Here is a 19,046-nt window from a genome sequence, read left to right on the forward strand (position 1 = left end):
AACGATTGGGGCTTCGGCGGATATCCATGCGCAGCGTCTTCACCAAATCGTCGGTCTTCGCGAACAAATCGACTTTCGTCGCAACGACCATCGGCGCGGCGGTGCTCGCCATCGGAGTCAGCGGCTGCACCCCGACGGATGCGCCGCCGGCCACCTCGCCGACCGGTCTGCCCACCTCGGTGTCGAGCACTCCCCCGCCGGCAGCGAAAGAGAACAGCGCGGCGGTGGTCGACTATTCGCGCCTCCTCATCGAGCCGACAGACATCAATAGTGCGTTCGACACCTTCGTCACCCGGTCGACCGTCGCGAATCGCCGCGGCGGTAAGGGCGTTTCGGCGCTGTTCGTCAACGAGGCGGACACCAGGGCGATCGGTGTGACGATCACCGTCCTGCCGGATCCCGCCGCCGCGAAGGCCGCACTCGACGCCAGCCTGCACGCGATCGGCGGCTCTGTCGCCGGTGGTCAACCTGCGCCGTCGGCGGTCGGCACCGACGGCACTGTGGTCACGGGCACCTCACCCGACGGCGCCAAAGAAGTCACCGCGCTGCTCTTCACGGAGGGCCCCGCGGTGACACGCATGGAATTCCAGAGCGCCCCCGGTGATCCCACCGCCCTCGACGTCGTCAACGACATCGGCATCAAACAGGCCATCGCGTTGCGCGCCGGTCTGCCCAGCGTCACCGATTGACACCGCTCACAACCCGGTTGGTTGACCGTCATATCGGGGTAGAGAACTCCGGTGCGCGAATTCCGCCGGAACTCCTTCTCCATCCCACGGCATGACCGGTCATGAATTCGGCCGGCCGAGCGGAATTTGCCCCGCCGTGCACAATCGGGGGTGTGACATCGCGCATGGAGTGGGTGCGGCGGTGGTGGCAGCTGCCGGATCACTTCGAGTGGTTGACGGGCTATCTGTTCAGCCGCGGCATGATGGCCGCTGCGCGAATCATGCTCGCCCTGATGGTGGCGTCCCTAGCTCTTGTCCCAATTATGTTGGTGTTCAGCTCTTTTGGTCCGCGGTCCACCATCGGCGTCGCGGTGTCCTGGTTCGCCGGTTTCGCCGGGTGGGCGACGATGGTCCCGTACGTCCAGCGGTGGCCGAGCCGAACCCAATCGCTGACGGTGTCGTTCGTCGCGACCGCCTGCATCGCCGCGGTGTCCCTGGCGCAGTCCGATCCGCTGGTCGAGCTGGTGGCGTGCTTCGGCTTCGTGACCCCGGCCGCGTACGTCGCATTCCTGCACACGTCCCGCTACACCGCGTACGTCTTCGCGGTGGCAGTGGTGACGGCTGCGATCGGTGCGGTGCGGCTGGCCTCAGCCGGCCAACTGGTCGGCGCCACCGCACTGTTCTGGTTCGTCGTCGTGCTCAACGCGGTCATCCCGTTCGGCGTCCAGACCATCGTGCATGCGCTCGGCGTGGATGTGGTGCGCTCGGAATGGGATCCGCTGACGGGTCTGCTGACCCGGCGGGCGTTCTATCAGCGCCTGGTCGGGCTCGTCGCGGACAACGGTTCGGCCGACCGCAACCTGCTGGTGGCGGTCATCGATCTGGACCGGTTCAAGAACCTCAACGACACCCACGGTCACGCTGCCGGTGACCGCGCCCTGATCGCCGTCGGGCGGGCGCTGTCCCGAAGCGCCGACGACGACGCGCTCGTCGGGCGGATCGGCGGTGAGGAGTTCGTCGTCGCCACGATCTCCCCTTCGGCGAATCCGACGCAGCTGGCGATGCGATTGCGTGCCGCCATCGAGAAGGCCGCCACCCCGTTGACGGCCAGTGTCGGCACGGCCAGTGTGCCGCTGGTCCGGCTCCGCGTCACGGGTTGGCGCGCGGGCATCGACGAGGCGATCACCACCGCCGATACCGCGATGTACGCGGCGAAGCGGGCGGGCGGAAATCAGGTGCGGCACAGCCAGCTGCCCATGGTGCTCGACGACGACCCGGCATGACACCGCCCCTTCACAGCCCGGGCTGATCCTCGATGAGGCCGAGCCAGATCTGCGCCGCGTCGATGGCCACCTTCTCGCTGATGAAGGCGTGCTGGGTGCCGGTGTAGATGTCGCGGAACGCGCGCTCGAGGCGGCTGCCCTCGCGGATCGCGTCGGTGCCCGCCACCAGATGGGCCCATTCGGCGCACTGCCGCGCGGTGTCGGTGGCGTAGACGGCGGCCACCCGCATGTCCGCGCGCAGGGCCGCGGTGAGCTCGGCACCGGAGTCGACGGCGGCCTCCGCGGTGGTGAACGCGTCGAGCACCAGGAGTCGGGCCGCACGCCACGCCGCCGTGTGATGGGCCAGCCCCTTCTGGAAGGTGGGACGGCTTGCCAGCGACGCCATGTCACTCATCCGGACCTTCGTCGCCGCGAGCTCGCGGACATCGTCGAGCATGCTCTTGGCGACCCCGAGCGCCCATGCGGCATGTCCGGCGGCGGTGACCGGCATCAGGCCCATCCGGGTGGCCGCTGAGGCACCGCGCCGCGGGCTGCGGGAGAACAGCGGGAACGTGCGCGACGCCGGTACGAACACGTCGTCCACACGGTAGTCGTAGGACCCGGTGCCCTTCAGACCCTGCACATGCCAACCGTCGGTGAACGTGACCTCGTCGCGTGGCAGCACCGCGACCTGCATATCGGGCACACCGTCGCCGGCCCAACGGATCTCGCCGTGGTCCATCGGCAGGAACCCGGCCGTCACGAACGGCGAGTGGCCGGTACCGGAGCCGAAGCTCCACGAACCGCTCAACCGGTAACCGCCGGGCGCGGCGGTTCCCTGACCGTTGGGGAAGAACTGTCCGCCCATGGTGACGCGGTTGTCGCGGGGGGTGAACACCTCCGCGAAGCCCTCGTCGGGCAGATAGCAGGCCGCGGCGAACGACGACGGCAGATTCGCGATCCCCACCCAGCCGAACGACCCGTCCTGCCAGGCCATTTCGATCCAGGTCTCGATCATCTCGGGGAATGACGGTTCGACGCCGCCCGCGGGGATCGGATTGAACGCGGACATCAGCCCGCTGGACCACATCTCGTCGACGATCGCCGGGGACAGAGTGCGCAGCCGCTCGCTGTCCGCGGCCTGCGACCGCACGAGGTCGCGCATGTCGCGGGCCAGCCCGACGACTCCGGCGACAGGGGCCGCGGTCACGCCGGCACCGACCGGCCGAGTCGTGTGCTCATCGCGGTCGACCGTACGCGGCCGGGCGCTCCGTCGGAGGGGAATCGCCCTACACGGTTAGTGGGACCCACCCAGGGGTACCTCTGGAAACCGTCACCGACCGGAGGGAGCAGCCGATGATCGACGATGCCGTGCGGTTGGCCGGCCGGACCGCCATGCGGCTGGCCCGCGGAATCCCCGTGGTCGGCAGCCGGTTCGGCGCGCCGCCGCAGCTCGACCTCGACGGTCGCGTCGTGTTCGTCACCGGCGCGGCCCGCGGGCTCGGCGCCGAGATCTCCCGCCAGGCGCATGCGCGCGGTGCCCGGGTGGCGTTGGTGGGCCGCAGCCTCGGGCCGCTCGAGGACCTCGCCGCCGAACTGGGCGACGGGGCGGCCGCCTTCGAGGCGGACGTCACGGACGCCGCCGCGCTGCGGCGCGCCGCCGACGGCGCGGTCGCCGCCTTCGGGGGGATCGACGTCGTGGTCGCCAACGCCGGGATCGCCCCGCCGTCGGAAACCGTGGCCACCATCGCCCCCGACGAGTTCGAACGCGCCATCGAAGTGGACCTGCTCGGCCAGTGGCGCACCGTGCGCGCCGCCCTGCCCGCGGTCATCGAGCGCCGCGGCCACATCGCGCTCGTCGGCTCGATCTACGCGTTCTTCAACGGTGTGCTCGCTGCCCCGTACGCGGTCAGCAAGGCCGGGGTGGAACAACTTTCGCGCACGCTGCGAGTGGAACTCGCCCAACACGGTGTCACCGCGGGGATCGCCCATCTCGGCTTCATCGACACCGATCTCACCAGCGACGCCTTCGACGACCAGCACGCGGCGGCGATCCGTTCGGCGGCACCGGGTTTCATCACCAGGCCGATGAGCGTCGAATCGGCGGCCGCCGCCGTGCTGTCCGGTGTCGAGCGGCGCGCCGCGCAGGTCACCGCGCCGGCATGGGTCGGTCCGCTGCTGGTCGCGCGGACCCTCACCACCGCCGTGATGGACGACGTGCTGATCCACAATCCCCGCGTCAACGAGGCGATCCAGGGCGCCGAATCCGCTGCGACGAAACCGAATCCGTAGCCCGCTCAGTCCGGCCGCACGGTGCTCAGGCAGAAGGGATGGCCGACCGGGTCGAGGAGCACCCGCCACGCCTGTCCGGCGGGCTGGAACCCGGCCTCCGTCGCTCCCAGCGCCACCGCCGCCACCACCGCCGTGTCGAGGTCGTCCACCGCGACGTCGAGATGCATCTGCTTGTGTTGCGGTCCGTCCGGCCACGACGGCGCCACATACGTGTTGACGCGCATCAGCGTCACCATCGGGCCCGCACCCGACAGGGCGATGAGCCCGCGGTCGGGCGTGGCGAACACTTCCTCGAGGCCGAGCAGGTCACGGTAGAACGGCGCGAGACTGTCGGGGTCGGGGCAGTCGATGGAGATCGACGCCAGACTGCCGACGGGACCTTCGGGAGAAGACATACCGTCGAGCCTAGAACCTCAGCGTACGACGATCGTGTGTTCACCGCGGGGCACCAGCTCGCCGATCACCGGTGCGCCGGGGATCTCACCCGCGATCAACAGGCCCCCGGAGGTCTGGGTGTCGGCCAGCAGCAGCGCCTCGTCCTCGCCGACCGCCGACAGATCGGCGTGCGGTGCCACCCAGTCGAGGTTGCGCCGGGTGCCGCCGCTGACGTAACCCGCGGCCAGCGCCTCGCGCGCACCGGCGATGTAGGGCACGGCAGCCGCATCGATCACCGCGGTGACACCGCTGGCCCTCACGAGTTTGTACAGGTGACCGAGTAGGCCGAATCCCGTGACGTCCGTGGCGCATTCGGCGCCTGCCTCGAGCGCGGCGACCGCTGCCTGCGCGTTGAGCGTCGTCATCACCGCGATCGCCTCCTCGAAGCGTTCACCGGTCGCCTTGTGCCTGCTGTTGAGCACACCGATGCCCAGCGGCTTCGTCAACGACAGCGGGAGACCCGGTTTGCCGGCGTCGTTGCGCAGCAGCCGGTTCGGATCGGCGATACCCGTTACCGCCAGACCGTATTTCGGCTCGGGATCGTCGACGCTGTGCCCACCGGCGAGATGACAACCCGCGGCGTTGCACACGTCGAGCCCGCCGCGCAGCGTCTCGGCGGCCAGTTCGAAGGGCAGCACGTCACGCGGCCAGCCCAGCAGGTTGACGGCCACCACCGGCCGGCCGCCCATCGCGTACACGTCCGACAGTGCGTTCGTCGCCGCGATGCGGCCCCAGTCGTAGGCGTCGTCGACGACCGGGGTGAAGAAGTCCGTCGTCGCGATCAACGCGACGTCCCCCGCGATCCGGACGGCGGCGGCGTCGTCACCGTGGTCCAGACCCACCAGCAGCTCCCCCACCGGATCCTGCGGATGCGCCGCGGCCAGTCCGCGGACCACGTCCTCCAGCTCGCCCGGCGGGATCTTGCACGCACAGCCGCCGCCGTGGGCGAACTGCGTCAAACGGTAGGAGGATCGCAACGTCATGGCACCATCGTGCCTGCGATGATGGGGCCATGGTCCAGGGAGGCGTATCCGGTCTGGTGACCGGCGCGATCTTCAAAATCGTCGAACGGCAGGATCTGCCGTTGGCGGGTTCGATTCCCGTCCGCCTCCGCCATACTCTCTGCGACTTCGGCGTGCTGGGTCGCGCTGGGCGCGACCGCGCACGCCGAAATCATGACTGACCCGCGCCGGCGGGTGCCCCGCACCGACGCACTCCTCGCCGACCCCCGGCTGGCCCAGGCGGAACGCACACTGGGCCGCACGTTGGTGAAGTCGGTGATCGCGGCCGCGCAGCAACGGGCGCGGTCCGGTGACATCGCACCCGAACAGGTCGCCGACGACGCCGTCGCCGCGCTGCCGGCCGCGGCGGTGAGCCTGCGTCCGGTGATCAACGCGACCGGGGTCGTCGTCCACACCAACCTCGGTCGCGCTCCCCTGTCGCGCACCGCCGTCGACGCGGTGGTCACCGCCAGCGGCGCCACCGACGTGGAGTTCGACCTCGCGACCGGCCGGCGCGCCCGCCGCGGCCGCGGTGCACTCGCCGCGCTCGCCCACGCGGTCCCCACCGCCGGCGGTGTCCACGTGGTCAACAACAACGCGGCCGCCCTGCTGTTGGTGGCGATGACGCTGGCGGGTGGGCGCGAGATCGTCGTCAGCCGTGGTGAACTCATCGAGATCGGCGACGGTTTCCGCATCCCCGAACTGCTCGAGTCGACCGGGGCACGCATCCGCGAGGTCGGCACCACCAACCGCACCCATCTGCGCGACTACGCCGACGCGATCGGCCCGGACACCGGCTTCATCCTCAAGGTGCATCCGTCGAACTACTACGTCTCCGGCTTCACCAAAGGGGTCGGCATCGCCGAGCTCGCACCGCTCGACGCACCCCTGGTGGTCGACATAGGTTCCGGACTGCTGACCCCGCACCCGGTGCTGCCCGACGAGCCGGACGCCACGACGGCGCTGCGCAGCGGCGCCGACCTCGTCACCGCCAGCGGCGACAAACTCCTCGGCGGCCCGCAGGCGGGGCTGCTGTTCGGCGCCGCCGAGCTGATCGAACAGCTCCGCAGGCACCCGGCCGCGCGCGCACTGCGGGTGGACAAGCTGACGCTGGCCGCCCTCGAGGCGACGCTGGTGGGTCCGCCGACGCCGGTGCACCAGGCGCTGACCGCGGACGTCGCCGACCTGCGCGAGCGCGCGGAGCGGCTGGCCGCGCAGATTCCCGGTGCGGACGCCGTCGACTGTGTGGCCGCGGTCGGCGGGGGCGGGGCCCCCGAGGTCGCCCTGCCCAGTGCCGGCGTCAGCCTGCCGGAATCCTTCGCGGCGGCCCTGCGCACGGGGACTCCGCCGGTGGTAGGTCGCATCGATGTTGGCCGCTGCGTCCTCGACCTGCGCACCGTCGCGCCCGAGGAGGATGGGCAGCTGCTGGCGGCGGTCATGGCATGTATGTAGTCGCCACCGCCGGACACGTCGACCACGGCAAGTCAACACTGGTGCACCGGCTCACCGGGATGTGGCCGGACCGTCTCGCCGAAGAACAGCGGCGCGGCCTGACCATCGATCTCGGCTTCGCGTGGGCCGACATCGATGGTCGCGAGCTGGCATTCGTCGACGTGCCCGGACACGAGCGATTCGTTGCGAACATGCTGGCGGGGGTGGGCCCGGTGCCGGCCGTGATGTTCATCGTGGCCGCGACCGAGGGGTGGATGCCGCAGTCGCAGGAGCATCTGGCCGCCCTCGACGCGCTCGGCGTGGAGCATGCCCTGCTGGTGATCACCAAGGCCGATCTCACCGATCCGGGCCCGGCGATCGGACAGGCCGTGAACGCGTTCGCGGACACCGCCATGGCCGCCCCGCCGGTGGCGCTGAGCACCGATCTGGACGCGGTGCGGGCGGGGCTCGCGAACCTCGTCGACCGGCTGCCCGCACCCGACCCCGGCGCTGACGTCCGGCTCTGGGTGGACCGTTCGTTCACCGTGCGCGGGGCAGGCACCGTCGTCACCGGGACGCTCGCCGCGGGGACACTGCGCGTGGGCGACGACCTCGAACACGCCGGACGGCACGTCACCGTGCGCGGCCTGCAGTCGCTCGGCCGGGACCGCACCGAGGTGGGCCCGGTGGCGCGAGTGGCCGTGAACCTGCGCGGCGTGGACCGCCACGACATCGGGCGCGGGGACACGCTGCGCACCCCCGGCGCATGGCTCGACACCAGCGAGATCGATGTCGCCCTGCGCTCCGCCGACGAACTGCACCGCGAACTCGTGCTGCACATCGGGTCAGCCGCGGTGCCGGTGCACGTCCGCCCCATGGGAACCGCGGCACGCCTGCGGTTGGCGCGCCCCCTGCCGCTGCGCGTCGGGGACGTCGGGCTGCTGCGTGATCCGGGGCAGCATCGCATCGCCGCCGGTGTCGAGGTGCTCGACGTGCGGCCGCCGCCGCTGCGGCGCCGGGGCGCGGCGCGGGAACGGGCCGCCGAGTTGGCCGCGGGCCGGACACGTCCGCCCGTGTACGCCCGCGCGTCGGACCTGCGCGCGATGGGAATGCCTCTGGAGGGGCAACGCGTCGGGGACTGGGTGGTCGACCGGACCTGGTGGGACCAACGGCGCGCACAGGCGGTGGCGGCTGCGCAGCAGTGGGCGGCCCAACACGACGTGGCCGCCGGGATGCCGTTGGAGGCGCTGCGCCGGGAGATCGGGCTGCCCGTCATCGAGCTCGTCGCACCCCTTCTGGCCGACACCCCGCTCGAGATGGCCGACGGCCGCGTCCGCCCGCCCGGCCACGCCCTGCCGCCGCGGGTCGACGAGGCGGTGCGGACCGTCGAGAAGTGGTTGGCCGCAGAACCGTTCCGCGCCCCCGATGCCGACTCGCTCGCCGACCTGAAGCTGGGCCCGCCGGAGCTGGCCGCGGCGGTGCGCGCCGGGCGGCTGTTACGCATCGCCGACGGCGTCGTGCTCGGTCCGGACGCGCTGGGGCGGGCCGCCGAGATCCTGCGGGCGCTGCCCCAGCCGTTCACGGTGGCCGAGGCCAAACGCGCCCTGGACACCACCCGCCGCGTCGCGGTGCCCCTACTCGAAGCGCTCGACGCGCAGCGGATCACCCGCCGGGAAGCCGACGGAACACGCACGCTGAACCCGTGACCCCCTATACCTAGAGCTGCTAGGGTAGAGCCGCTATGTATATCGACAAGGACTTGGTGGCGGCCACCGCGACCCCCCTTGTCCTCGGCATCCTCACCGAGGGCGAGTCCTACGGCTACGCGATCATCAAGCGCGTCCACGACCTGTCCGGCGGACGGATGCAGTGGACCGACGGCATGCTGTACCCGCTGCTGCACCGGCTCGAGCGGCTCGGATACGTGACGGCCTCATGGGGGGTGTCCGACACCGGCCGGCGGCGCAAGCACTATGCGATCACCGATGCCGGCCGACACATGTTGGCAGAGCGGCACAGTCAATGGAACGTGGTGGCGGACGCGTTGAACCAGGTGTGGCGCGACGCCCAGCCGACCGTCGCCGAGGGGTGGTCGTGATGGACGTCGACGCCGCACTGGAATCGCAGATCGCCCAGTGGCGCGGCTACGTCGAACGCCATCACGCGATTTCGGCGGCCGACGCCGACGAGATGGAAGACCATCTGCGCAGCCAGATCTCGGACCTCTCCGCGGCGGGACTCACGGGTGACGAGGCTTTCCTCATCGCGGTCAAACGCATGGGCAACATGGGTGGCATCTCGCGCGAGTTCGCCCGGGAACACTCCGATCGGCTCTGGAAGCAGCTGGTCCTCCCGCCCGCCGCGCCGGACGCGGCCGGCACACCACCCCGACGTGAACTGCTCGTCGTCCTCGCACTGGCCGTCGCCGCGGCGCTCGCGGTCAAGACCGGATCGGCTCTGCTGGGTGAGCACACCTTCGCGCGCAACGCTGCGTTGTTCGTGCTTCCCTTCCTCACCGCGTACTTCGCCTGGAAGCGCCGGATGTCGCCGCGTGCCGCCACGGCGCTGCTGGTGCCGTACGTCCTGGCGGCGGCCCTGCTGAACGGATACCCCTTCCGCCCGGAGGGCTCGACCGCGGTGATCGCCGCCATCCACACCCCCATCGTGTTGTGGTTCGTGGTCGGTCTGGCCTACGTCGGAGGGCAGTGGCGAAACGATCGTCGCCGCATGGATTTCATCCGGTTCACCGGTGAATGGGTGGTCTACCTCGCCCTGTTGGGCCTCGGTGGCGGTGTACTCGTCGGATTGACGATCAGCGCCTTCGACGCGCTGGGGATGGACGCCGAGTGGGTGATCGAGGACTGGGTGCTGCCGTTCGGCGTGGCGGGCGCGGTGGTGGTCGCCGCGTGGCTGGTGGAGGCGAAACAGAACGTGGTCGAGAACATCGCGCCCGTCCTCACCCGGGTGTTCACCCCGCTGACGATCCTCATGCTGCTGGTATTGCTCGCGGCGTTCGCGACGGCCGGCACCGTGGTGGGCGTCGACCGGAACCTGCTGATCCTGATGGACCTCATCCTGGTCCTGGTGCTGGGACTGGTTCTGTACGCGATCTCGGCCCGCGGCCCGGACCTGCCGCCCGACCTGTTCGACCGCCTCCAACTCGTGCTCGTCGTCAGCGCGCTCGCGGTCGATCTGCTGATGCTGGTCGCCATGCTGACCAGGATCAGGGAGTTCGGCGTGACCCCGAACAAGGTGACCGCGCTCGGACTGAACCTGGTCCTCCTGGTCAATCTGGCGTGGTCGGCGTGGCTGACCGTCGGATTTCTCCGCCGGCGCACCGGGTTCAGCGCCACCGAGCATTGGCAGACCCGCTACTTCCCCGTCTACGGGCTGTGGGCGGCGGTGGTGGTGGTCGTCATACCGCCGATGTTCGACTTCGCCTAGCGCGTGGTTGGATCGGTACTGCGCCGGGTAGTCGCCAGCGGACCGAGGAGGACGGTGTGGACTTCAGGAAACTGATCGAGTCGTGGCCGGTGTACCGGCAGCTCACCGGCGACGACGCGCTGGGCCGCGGTAAGGCCGCGCAGTCCAAGCGCTCCCTGACCCTGACGCCCCGCACCGCCGAGGCCGACCACGTCGCCCACTCCGTCTGCCCGTTCTGCGCGGTCGGCTGTGCGCAGAAGGTGTACGTCAAGGACGAGAAGGTCGTCCAGATCGAAGGCAACCCGGACAGCCCGATCTCACGGGGCCGGCTGTGCCCCAAAGGCTCTGCGAGCAAGCAGCTGGTCACCGGCCCACAGCGGCTGACCAAGATCAAGTACCGGCCGCCGTACGCGACCGAGTGGCAGGACCTCGACCTGGACACCGCGATGGACATGGTCGCCGACCGCCTCCTCGACGCGCGTGAGAAGGGCTGGCAGCAGTTCGACGCCGACCGCAACACGCTGCGCCGCACCATGGGCGTGGCCAGCCTGGGCGGCGCCACCCTGGACAACGAAGAGAACTACCTGATCAAGAAGCTCTTCACCGCGCTGGGGGCGTTACAGATCGAGAACCAGGCGCGTATTTGACACAGCGCCACGGTTCCCGGTCTGGGGGCCTCCTTCGGTCGCGGCGGGGCGACGGACTACCAGCAGGATCTCGTCAACTCTGACTTCATCGTCATCATGGGGTCCAACATGGCCGAGGCACATCCGGTCGGATTCCAGTGGGTGGTGGAGGCCAAGGCTCGCGGCACCGAGGTGGTGCACATCGACCCGCGGTTCACCCGCACCAGCGCGCTGGCCGACCGGCATGTATCGCTGCGCGCCGGTAGCGACATCGCATTCCTCGGTGGGGTGATCAACTACATCCTGTCCAACGGCCTCGACTTCCGTGAGTACGTCACCGCATACACCAACGCGTCGTTCCTGATCGACGAACGGTTCAGTGACGCAGAGGATCTCGACGGCCTGTTCAGCGGCTACGACGACGCCACCGCCTCATACGACCCGTCGACATGGCAGTACGAAGGCACGGATCAGGAGAGCGGCGGCGCGGCGGCCAAGGAGGAGAGCGCGGCCTACCAGTCCGGGTCGGGCGGCCCACCGATCGAGGGCGGCGCCGGCGAGATCCCGAACGATCCGACGCTGCAGCATCCGCGCTGCGTCTACCAGATCCTCAAGCGGCACTACGCCCGATACACCCCGGAGATGGTCGAGCGGGTGTGCGGTGTGCCGGCCGAGCAGTTCCTCGAGGTGGCCCGCAAGTGGGCGGAGAATTCCGGCCGCGAGCGGACCGCGGCGCTGGTGTACAGCGTCGGCTGGACGCAGCACACGCTGGGCGCGCAGTTCATCCGCGCCGGCGCGATCATCCAGTTGCTGCTCGGCAACATCGGCCGCCCCGGTGGCGGTGTCTTCGCGCTGCGTGGCCACGCCAGCATCCAGGGCTCCACCGACGTCCCGACGCTGTTCAACCTGCTGCCCGGTTACCTCGCCATGCCGAGGGCGGGCCACGAGACGCTGGCCGACTACCTCGACGACATCAAGAGCCGCAACCAGAAAGGCTTCTGGTACAACGCCGATACGTACATGGTGTCGCTGCTCAAGGAGTACTGGGGTGAGCACGCAGGAGCCGACAACGACTTCTGCTTCGACTACCTGCCGCGCATCAACGGCGACCACGGCACCTACCGCACGGTGATGGACATGGTCGACGGCAAGGTGTTCGGCTACTTCCTGCTCGGCCAGAACCCGGCGGTCGGGTCGGCGCACGGCCGGCTGCAACGCCTCGGCATGGCGAACCTGGACTGGCTGGTGGTGCGCGATCTCGTCGAGATCGAGAGCGCGACGTTCTGGAAGAACGGGCCCGAGATCGAGACCGGCGAGATCACGCCGGAGACCTGCCGCACGGAGGTGTTCCTCTTCCCGGCCGCCTCGCACGTGGAGAAGGCGGGCACGTTCACCCAGACCCAGCGGATGCTGCAGTGGCGTGAGAAGGCTGTCGAACCGCCGGGTGACGCGCGTTCGGAGCTGTGGTTCTTCTACCACCTCGGGCGAATCCTGCGGGAGAAGCTGGCCGGTTCCACCGACGAGCGGGACCGCCCGCTGCTCGAATTGTCCTGGGACTACGCGATGGACGGTGACGAGCCCTCGGGTGCGGACGTGCTGCGACGGATCAACGGCGTCGACCTGACGACCGGGCGCGCGGTGGACAACTACACGGCGCTCAAGGCCGACGGCACCACCATGTGCGGATGCTGGATCTACAGCGGCGTCTACGCCGACGAGGTCAACCAGGCCGCGCGCCGCACACCGCACACCGAACAGGGGCCCCACGACAACGAGTGGGGCTGGACGTGGCCGATGAACCGCCGTGTCCTGTACAACCGGGCGTCCGCGGATCCGCAGGGCCGGCCGTGGAGTGAGCGCAAGAAGCTCGTCTGGTGGGACCCCGACAACCAAGAGTGGACCGGCTACGACATCCCGGACTTCGAGAAGAACAAGCCGCCGGACTACCGGCCTTCGCCCGAGGCGGTGGGCGTCGAGGCGCTGCATGGCGACGACCCGTTCATCATGCAGGCCGACGGTAAGGGGTGGCTGTTCGCGACGAACGGCGTGGTGGACGGTCCGCTGCCGACCCATTACGAACCGCACGAGTCGCCGGTGCGCAACCCTCTCTACGCCCAGCAGGGCAATCCGGCGCGCAAAGTGTATGGGCGGGCGGATAATCCGTCGAACCCGTCGCCGCCCGAGTTGCACGGTGAGGTGTTCCCGTTCGTGTTCACCGCGGCCCGGCTGACCGAGCACCACACGGCCGGCGGGATGAGCAGACAGCTCCCCTACCTGGCGGAGCTGCAGCCCGGCCTGTTCGTGGAGGTGTCTCCGCAGTTGGCGGCCGAGCGCGGGTTGACACACATGGAGTGGGCGCACGTGGTCACGAGCCGCGCCGCGGTGGACGCCCGGGTGTTCGTCACCGACCGGATGCGGCCGCTTCGCATCGACGACCGTGTGGTGCACCAGATCTGGATGCCGTACCACTGGGGGAACGCCGGGTTGACCGACGGTGACGTGGTCAACGACCTGCTCGGTGTCGTCGCCGACCCGAACGTGTTCATCCAGGAGAGCAAGGTCGCGACGTGTGACATCCGGCCCGGCCGGCGTCCCCGCGGGCCCAAACTGCTCGAGTACATCGCGATGTACCGGCAGCGGGCGGGCATCACGATCGAGACCGGTACCGACCTCGACACGACGAAGACGTCGACCGACCACACTGAGGAAACGTGATGAGCGAGAAGCGAAGCGGATCGCGCGTCGATCCAGCCGACAACAGCTTCTACGGTCCGCTGGAGGACCCCGCCGGCAATGCCGGGTACTCCGAGCATCCGCAGCGGGTCGGTTTCTTCACCGACACCTCGGTGTGTATCGGCTGCAAGGCCTGCGAGGTCGCGTGCAAAGAGTGGAACGAGGTGCCCGACGACGGCTTCAACCTGCTGGGCATGTCGTTCGACAACACCGGGAACCTGGGTGCGAACTCGTGGCGGCACGTGGCGTTCATCGAGCAACCGGCACCGGAACGGGAACCAGTCGACCTCGGTATGCCCGACGTCAGCGGCGCGGGGATCGACATGGTCGGTCAGCGGCCCGACTTCCGGTGGCTGATGGCCTCCGACGTCTGCAAACACTGCACCCACGCCGGCTGCCTCGACGTGTGCCCGACCGGGGCGCTGTTCCGCACGGAGTTTTCGACAGTCGTTGTGCAGCAAGACATCTGCAACGGATGCGGCTACTGCGTATCGGGCTGCCCCTATGGCGTCATCGAGCGGCGCGAGGGCGACGGCCGGGCCTGGAAGTGCACGCTGTGTTACGACCGGTTGCACGACGGGCTGGAGCCGGCGTGCGCAAAGGCCTGCCCGACGGATTCGATCCAGTTCGGCCCGCTGGACGAACTGCGCGAGCGGGCGGCGCTGCGGGTGGAGCAGTTGCACGAGCGCGGGGCGACCGAGGCGCGGCTATACGGCCACGACCCGAACGACGGTGTGGGCGGCGACGGCGCGTTCTTCCTGCTGCTCGACGAGCCGGAAGTGTATGGCCTACCGCCGGATCCGGTGGTGCCGACACGGGATGCCGGTGCGATGTGGCGGTACGCGGGGATGGCGGCGTCGGCGTTGGTCGGCGTGGCGGTGTCGGCCTTTCTGGGACAGCGATGAGCGCTCGCGCGAAGAGCAGAAGGCAGCGATGAGCGCTCGCGCGAAGAGCAGAAGGCACCAGTGAGCGCTCGCGCGAAGAGCAGAAGGCAGAGTTGATGCCACGCGAACAGCTGGCCGTGCCGAAGGCCGAGTTCCAGTCCTACTACGGACGTCAGATCCTCAAGACGCCGGTGTGGAACTGGATGATCGCGGCGTACCTGTTCTCCGGTGGGCTGTCGGCCGGCTCGGCGATGCTGGCCGCAGGTGCGGACCTGACCGGCAGACCCGGGCTGCGGAGGGTCTCGCGAATCGGGTCGCTCGCGGGGCTGGTGGCGAGTATGTACTTCCTGATCGGTGACCTGGGCCGTCCCGAGCGGTTCCACCACATGCTGCGGGTGGCCAAACCGAGTTCGCCGATGAGCATGGGCACATGGATCCTCGGCGCCTACGGACCCGGTGCGGGCCTGGCCGCGGTGGCGGAGCTGATACCCGGGCGGTGGCGACGGACCCGGATGGGGCGGTTGGCCGTGTGGGCGGCACGGCCCGCTGGCCTGGAAGCCGCGGCGGTGGCGCCGGGGGTGGCGTCCTATACCGCAGTCCTGTTGTCACACACCGCGGTTCCGGCGTGGCACGAGGCACATCCGTATCTACCGTTCGTGTTCACCGGTTCGGCGGCGGCCAGCGGCGGCGGGCTCGGCATGATGCTGGCGCCGTTCACCGAGTCGGGGCCTGCGCGACGGATGGCGGTCGCGGGTGCGGCACTGGAGGTGGCGGCGTCGCGGACGATGGAACACCGGCTCGGATTCGTCGGTCAGGCGTACACCACCGGCAAGGCGCACCGGCTGCGGAAGTGGTCGGAGATTCTGACCGTCGGCGGTGCGGCCGGGGCGGTCGTGGGCCGCCACCGGGCAGTGGTCGCGCTGTCGGGCGCGGCGCTGCTCGCCGGCAGCGCGCTGCAACGGTTCGGTGTCTTCGAAGCGGGCGTCGAGTCGACGAAGGACCCCAAATACGTTGTCGTGCCGCAACGTGAGCGGCTCACCGCCGGTGACCCGGCGCGCGGAGACGCACCCGGTACGCAGTTTCCCCGGCTCACCGCGACGGTGCGGCGAGCACGCACGGCCGCGGCGCGCACGCTGTCGCGGACCCGCTGACCCTCACAGCCGGGTGGCGGCGAAACCCGCTCCCTGGCTGACCATGCCGTTGAACGGATACGACCCGTGCGCCCCGGTGTTGCCGCCCGGCCCGCAGACCGGGTCACCCGCCGCGCACAGTTCGATGGTTCGCGGCGCGAACATCGGTCCGCTCACCGCGGGCGGCATCGCGTACTTCTGCAGGAAAGGACCCGACGGCTTGCCCAGCAGCACCACCGCCGCGACGTTGTCAGCGACGTCCGGTGCGAGCGGCGGGGGCAGCGGGGCCGGCGTCACGCCTTGGGGCACCGCGTCGGCGGTCACGTATCCGGAAACCACCGCCCCCTGGGAGAAGCCCGCGAGCACCAGCCGGGTGTTGGGACAGATCACCGACATCACCTGGACCCGGTTGGACGCATCCCGGATGCCGTCGACGACGGTCCTCGGGAAATCCGGGCTGGCGAAGTCCTGGCTCGCCGGGTAGTTGACCCCGTACACGCCCAGGGTCCGCCAGCCGATCTGTGAGCGCAGCGAGTCCACGAAGGCCTGCCCGGTGCCGCCGACCCCCGGCGCCTCGGCGGTACCGCGCGCGAAGATCACCTCGACGTCCGGACACGGCTGCGCCGACGCCACCGGCACCGACCCCCCGAGCACTCCCGCCCAGGTCAACGCCAGCCCTACGCCGGTCGCCCGACCCGCTCGGCGCACAGCCCTCCACGTCGCGATGACGTTCATCCCACCCCCACTATCGCGTCACCACCCGACCCGGGAACCGATGCTAGTACCACCGTCAACGGCGACGCTTAGACTCCTGCGAGCACTGTCACTCCGGCCGTGGAAGGAGTACCGGTGGCGGCAATCCCGGTCATCGCGTTGACCGGCTATCTGGGCGCCGGGAAGACCAGCCTGCTCAACCATGTGTTGCGGGCGCCGGACGCCCGGGTGGGTGTGGTCATCAACGACTTCGGTGAACTCAACGTCGACGCCGCCCTGGTCACCGGGCAGGTCGACGAACCGGCGTCGATCGCCGGCGGATGCATCTGCTGCCTTCCCGACGAAGGCGGCCTCGACGCGGCGCTGGAGAAACTCGCCGACCCGAAGCTGGGCCTGGACGCCATCATCGTGGAGGCCAGCGGTCTGGCCGACCCCGTCGCGGTGTCGCGGATCATCCGCTTCAGCGGGGTGGACAGGGTGCGGCCCGGCGGGGTCGTCGACGTCATCGACGCCGCCATGCACTTCGACACCGTCGACCGCGGCGGTGCACCGCCCGCACGTTACGCAGCGGCGTCCCTGGTCGTCGTCAACAAGCTCGACCAGATCCCCGACCGTGCCGCCGCCCTCGAGCGCATCGAAGCCCGCGTCCGCGAACGTCATCCGGAGGCGCACATCGTCGGCGCGGTCGGCGGCCGGGTGGATCCGGCGCTGCTCTACGACGTCGCCGCCCCGGGCTCCGACGTCGGTCAACTGTCCTTCCGTGAACTGCTCCTCGACGACGCCCACGACCACGCCCACCACGACGACCACAACCACGACCACGTGCACGCGGTGTCGGTGACGGCGACCAGCACCGGCTGCGTCGATCCCGGCGCGCTGTTCGACCTGCTCGAAGCCCCGCCGGCCGGGGTGTACCGCATCAAGGGCACGGTGGCCGTGCGCTACCGCGAGCGGGCGCGCAGCTACGTCGTCAACGTCGTCGGCCCCAACGTGCACGTCGCCGCCGGAACCCCAGGTTCCGGCAACGGCCTGGTGGCGATCGGGACCGGGTTCGACGTCGACGAGGTCCGTGCGCGCGTCGAGGCGGCGCTGCGTCCGTCCGACGGGCCGGTGCCGACGGCGGGACTGCGCCGCCTGCAGCGCTACCGGCGGCTCAGTGTCTGACTGAGGAGTGTCTGACTGAGGATCGAGTTCTAGCTTTCGCTTCCGCCCACCTCGGCAGGCAACGGTGGTCCGAGCGGCTTTGTCGGTGTCGTTGTGGCGGGAGCGGGTCCGGCACCCGGGGACGCGGGGGCGGTCGAGGCGGCCGGGCCGTGGAACTCCAGCATCGTCTCTTCGCGGATGACGTCGTCGCCGATGGTGACGGTCAATGCCTCCGCGGTCACGGTATAGGTGGCGGCGTCGTTCTCGGCGACGAACTCGCCGTCACCCTCGGCCGTCGCCGCGGTGATCAACCGGGCACCGTCGCGCACGCGCACACCGCGGTACTGGTACTCCCCGTCGGGCGATTGGCACACCGCGATCCGCGAGCTGTCGGTTCTGCCATACGCCACAGCGGTGCTGGGGGTCGCGCAGCGGGCGGTGGAGTCGATGAATCCCTGTGCGTCGGAGGCGGGTGCGGCGGCGGCAGGCAGCGCGCCGAACGTCAGCAGCGCCGTGCCCGCCGCAGCGGCGACGGACCAACGGAGGATCGTGCTCGAAGTGGGCATCGCCATCCACAACACCATGTCCGGCCGGTGAGCGCGAGGGTCGACACCGAGACACAACACACTCGTTAGGTCTCCGAGACCCGCGGCATGGCCCGGGTGGCGGCGCGGATCGCCAGGTAGATCAGCGTGGTCGTCACGACGAACACCGGCCAGCCCATCGCCAGGCGTGCGAGCGCCAGCAGTCCCTCCCGGTCGGTGTCGTACAGGTAGTACTGCACCAGGAAGCGGGCCCACGACACCGCGGCCATCATCACGGTCACGCCGTCGAAGATCGCGCGCACCCGGCGCACGCGGCGCCAGGAGCCGTCACGGCCGGTGAACCATGCCCACAGCAGGCCGGCGGCGGGCCGGCGGATCACCACGGAGAAGGTGAACACGACGGCGAGGCCCAGGTACATCCAGATGCCGGGGAGGTAGAAGTCCTTGGTTCTCCCGGTGATCCACGCGACGCCGGCACACAGCGCCACCGCGGCGAAGCCCAGCAGCGACGGACGGGTGGACTCCCCGCGCAGCAGCTGCCACCCGAGGATCACGGCCGCCGCGACGATGGCCGCGACGATGGCGGGGACCAGCCCGAACATCGCCGATGTCGGAGCGAAGGTCGCGACGGGCAACGCGGTGGACACCAGTCCGCGGATCCCGCCGGCGCGGGCGAGCAGGTTCTGAAAGGGCGGTGCGCGATTCGGCGTGGACGCCGCATCTGCGCCGGAAGCGTCGGGCCGGCCGAGCATGGCCCGA

At 70.0% G+C, this 19,046-nt stretch carries 17 protein-coding genes and 1 tRNA gene; 12 read left to right on the top strand and 6 right to left on the bottom strand.

Annotation, left to right across the window (positions count from 1 at the left end; genetic code table 11):
- The first annotated feature begins 26 nt into the window (after positions 1-26).
- Together I7X18_RS27190 and I7X18_RS27195 are read left to right on the top strand one after the other, a co-directional pair.
- Entirely contained in the window at positions 27-689 is a 663-nt protein-coding gene (locus I7X18_RS27190; protein ID WP_226863313.1) for a hypothetical protein, read from the top strand.
- Between the two features lie 152 nt (positions 690-841).
- Positions 842-1,951 (top strand): GGDEF domain-containing protein, encoded by a 1,110-nt coding sequence (locus I7X18_RS27195; protein WP_232375345.1) that lies wholly within the window; start codon positions 842-844, stop codon positions 1,949-1,951.
- 10 nt (positions 1,952-1,961) lie between these two features.
- Here the strand turns inward: I7X18_RS27195 and I7X18_RS27200 are convergent, their stop codons facing one another.
- Positions 1,962-3,095 carry an acyl-CoA dehydrogenase family protein gene (locus I7X18_RS27200; protein ID WP_193045914.1) on the bottom strand — a complete coding sequence of 378 codons (1,134 nt, stop codon included), beginning with the start codon at positions 3,093-3,095 and terminating at the stop codon, positions 1,962-1,964.
- Between the two features lie 191 nt (positions 3,096-3,286).
- Here I7X18_RS27200 and I7X18_RS27205 point away from each other — a divergent pair, with 191 nt between their 5' ends.
- Positions 3,287-4,222 (top strand): SDR family oxidoreductase, encoded by a 936-nt coding sequence (locus I7X18_RS27205; RefSeq protein WP_193045665.1) that lies wholly within the window; start codon positions 3,287-3,289, stop codon positions 4,220-4,222.
- A 5-nt stretch (positions 4,223-4,227) separates the two neighbouring features.
- On the opposite strand, the gene I7X18_RS27210 is transcribed toward I7X18_RS27205, so the two are convergent.
- Both I7X18_RS27210 and selD read right to left on the bottom strand, forming a co-directional pair.
- A complete protein-coding gene (locus tag I7X18_RS27210; protein WP_193045664.1) occupies positions 4,228-4,617 on the bottom strand; it encodes a VOC family protein in 390 nt (129 codons plus the stop codon).
- Positions 4,618-4,635: 18 nt separating this feature from the next.
- Positions 4,636-5,640 carry a selenide, water dikinase SelD gene (gene selD, locus I7X18_RS27215; protein WP_193045663.1) on the bottom strand — a complete coding sequence of 335 codons (1,005 nt, stop codon included), beginning with the start codon at positions 5,638-5,640 and terminating at the stop codon, positions 4,636-4,638.
- Between the two features lie 38 nt (positions 5,641-5,678).
- On the opposite strand from selD, the gene I7X18_RS27220 reads away from it, so the two are divergent.
- The 8 genes from I7X18_RS27220 (at position 5,679) to nrfD (ending at position 15,906) form a co-directional block, all read left to right on the top strand.
- A tRNA-Sec gene (locus tag I7X18_RS27220) sits at positions 5,679-5,773 on the top strand.
- Between the two features lie 59 nt (positions 5,774-5,832).
- Positions 5,833-7,110, top strand: a complete 1,278-nt coding sequence (gene selA / locus I7X18_RS27225; protein WP_193045662.1) for an L-seryl-tRNA(Sec) selenium transferase — start codon at positions 5,833-5,835, stop codon at positions 7,108-7,110.
- Positions 7,101-8,795 carry a selenocysteine-specific translation elongation factor gene (locus I7X18_RS27230; RefSeq protein ID WP_193045661.1) on the top strand — a complete coding sequence of 565 codons (1,695 nt, stop codon included), beginning with the start codon at positions 7,101-7,103 and terminating at the stop codon, positions 8,793-8,795. The genes selA and I7X18_RS27230 overlap by 10 nt, the downstream gene beginning before the upstream one ends.
- Before the next feature lie 35 nt (positions 8,796-8,830).
- A complete protein-coding gene (locus tag I7X18_RS27235) occupies positions 8,831-9,187 on the top strand; it encodes a PadR family transcriptional regulator (protein WP_193045660.1) in 357 nt (118 codons plus the stop codon).
- A complete protein-coding gene (locus tag I7X18_RS27240) occupies positions 9,187-10,533 on the top strand; it encodes a permease prefix domain 1-containing protein (protein ID WP_193045913.1) in 1,347 nt (448 codons plus the stop codon). The genes I7X18_RS27235 and I7X18_RS27240 overlap by 1 nt, the downstream gene beginning before the upstream one ends.
- 56 nt (positions 10,534-10,589) lie before the next feature.
- Positions 10,590-13,853, top strand: coding sequence for a formate dehydrogenase (gene fdh / locus I7X18_RS27250; RefSeq protein ID WP_193045659.1), 3,264 nt, complete (start codon positions 10,590-10,592; stop codon positions 13,851-13,853).
- A complete protein-coding gene (locus I7X18_RS27255) occupies positions 13,853-14,776 on the top strand; it encodes a 4Fe-4S dicluster domain-containing protein (protein WP_193045658.1) in 924 nt (307 codons plus the stop codon). The genes fdh and I7X18_RS27255 overlap by 1 nt, the downstream gene beginning before the upstream one ends.
- A 95-nt stretch (positions 14,777-14,871) precedes the next feature.
- The gene (gene nrfD, locus I7X18_RS27260; protein ID WP_193045657.1) at positions 14,872-15,906 is read left to right on the top strand and encodes an NrfD/PsrC family molybdoenzyme membrane anchor subunit; all 1,035 of its coding nucleotides are present in this window, start codon (positions 14,872-14,874) and stop codon (positions 15,904-15,906) included.
- A 3-nt stretch (positions 15,907-15,909) separates the two neighbouring features.
- Here the strand turns inward: nrfD and I7X18_RS27265 are convergent, their stop codons facing one another.
- Complete coding sequence (locus I7X18_RS27265) at positions 15,910-16,620, bottom strand: cutinase family protein (RefSeq protein ID WP_269751284.1); 711 nt, start codon at positions 16,618-16,620, stop codon at positions 15,910-15,912.
- Between the two features lie 114 nt (positions 16,621-16,734).
- Here I7X18_RS27265 and I7X18_RS27270 point away from each other — a divergent pair, with 114 nt between their 5' ends.
- On the top strand, positions 16,735-17,763 hold the full coding sequence (locus tag I7X18_RS27270) for a CobW family GTP-binding protein (protein ID WP_193045656.1): 1,029 nt from the start codon (positions 16,735-16,737) through the stop codon (positions 17,761-17,763).
- 29 nt (positions 17,764-17,792) lie between these two features.
- Here the strand turns inward: I7X18_RS27270 and I7X18_RS27275 are convergent, their stop codons facing one another.
- Both I7X18_RS27275 and I7X18_RS27280 read right to left on the bottom strand, forming a co-directional pair.
- The gene (locus I7X18_RS27275) at positions 17,793-18,314 is read right to left on the bottom strand and encodes a hypothetical protein (RefSeq protein ID WP_404822791.1); all 522 of its coding nucleotides are present in this window, start codon (positions 18,312-18,314) and stop codon (positions 17,793-17,795) included.
- A 59-nt stretch (positions 18,315-18,373) separates the two neighbouring features.
- Entirely contained in the window at positions 18,374-19,039 is a 666-nt protein-coding gene (locus I7X18_RS27280) for a DUF3159 domain-containing protein (RefSeq protein WP_193045655.1), read from the bottom strand.
- Positions 19,040-19,046: the final 7 nt, after the last annotated feature.

Source organism: Mycolicibacterium baixiangningiae (assembly GCF_016313185.1).
Lineage (GTDB): Bacteria > Actinomycetota > Actinomycetes > Mycobacteriales > Mycobacteriaceae > Mycobacterium > Mycobacterium baixiangningiae.

Bases quoted from the DNA above. Each gene is read 5' to 3' on its own strand.
- selA (WP_193045662.1), top strand. From the start codon at position 5,833: ATGACTGACCCGCGCCGGCGGGTGCCCCGCACCGACGCACTCCTCGCC.
- I7X18_RS27210 (WP_193045664.1), bottom strand. From the start codon at position 4,617: ATGTCTTCTCCCGAAGGTCCCGTCGGCAGTCTGGCGTCGATCTCCATC.
- nrfD (WP_193045657.1), top strand. From the start codon at position 14,872: ATGCCACGCGAACAGCTGGCCGTGCCGAAGGCCGAGTTCCAGTCCTAC.
- selD (WP_193045663.1), bottom strand. From the start codon at position 5,640: ATGACGTTGCGATCCTCCTACCGTTTGACGCAGTTCGCCCACGGCGGC.
- I7X18_RS27200 (WP_193045914.1), bottom strand. From the start codon at position 3,095: ATGCGCGACCTCGTGCGGTCGCAGGCCGCGGACAGCGAGCGGCTGCGC.
- I7X18_RS27230 (WP_193045661.1), top strand. From the start codon at position 7,101: ATGTATGTAGTCGCCACCGCCGGACACGTCGACCACGGCAAGTCAACA.
- I7X18_RS27275 (WP_404822791.1), bottom strand. From the start codon at position 18,314: ATGGCGATGCCCACTTCGAGCACGATCCTCCGTTGGTCCGTCGCCGCT.
- I7X18_RS27255 (WP_193045658.1), top strand. From the start codon at position 13,853: ATGAGCGAGAAGCGAAGCGGATCGCGCGTCGATCCAGCCGACAACAGC.
- I7X18_RS27190 (WP_226863313.1), top strand. From the start codon at position 27: ATGCGCAGCGTCTTCACCAAATCGTCGGTCTTCGCGAACAAATCGACT.
- I7X18_RS27265 (WP_269751284.1), bottom strand. From the start codon at position 16,620: ATGAACGTCATCGCGACGTGGAGGGCTGTGCGCCGAGCGGGTCGGGCG.
- I7X18_RS27235 (WP_193045660.1), top strand. From the start codon at position 8,831: ATGTATATCGACAAGGACTTGGTGGCGGCCACCGCGACCCCCCTTGTC.
- I7X18_RS27280 (WP_193045655.1), bottom strand. From the start codon at position 19,039: ATGCTCGGCCGGCCCGACGCTTCCGGCGCAGATGCGGCGTCCACGCCG.
- I7X18_RS27240 (WP_193045913.1), top strand. From the start codon at position 9,187: ATGGACGTCGACGCCGCACTGGAATCGCAGATCGCCCAGTGGCGCGGC.
- I7X18_RS27205 (WP_193045665.1), top strand. From the start codon at position 3,287: ATGATCGACGATGCCGTGCGGTTGGCCGGCCGGACCGCCATGCGGCTG.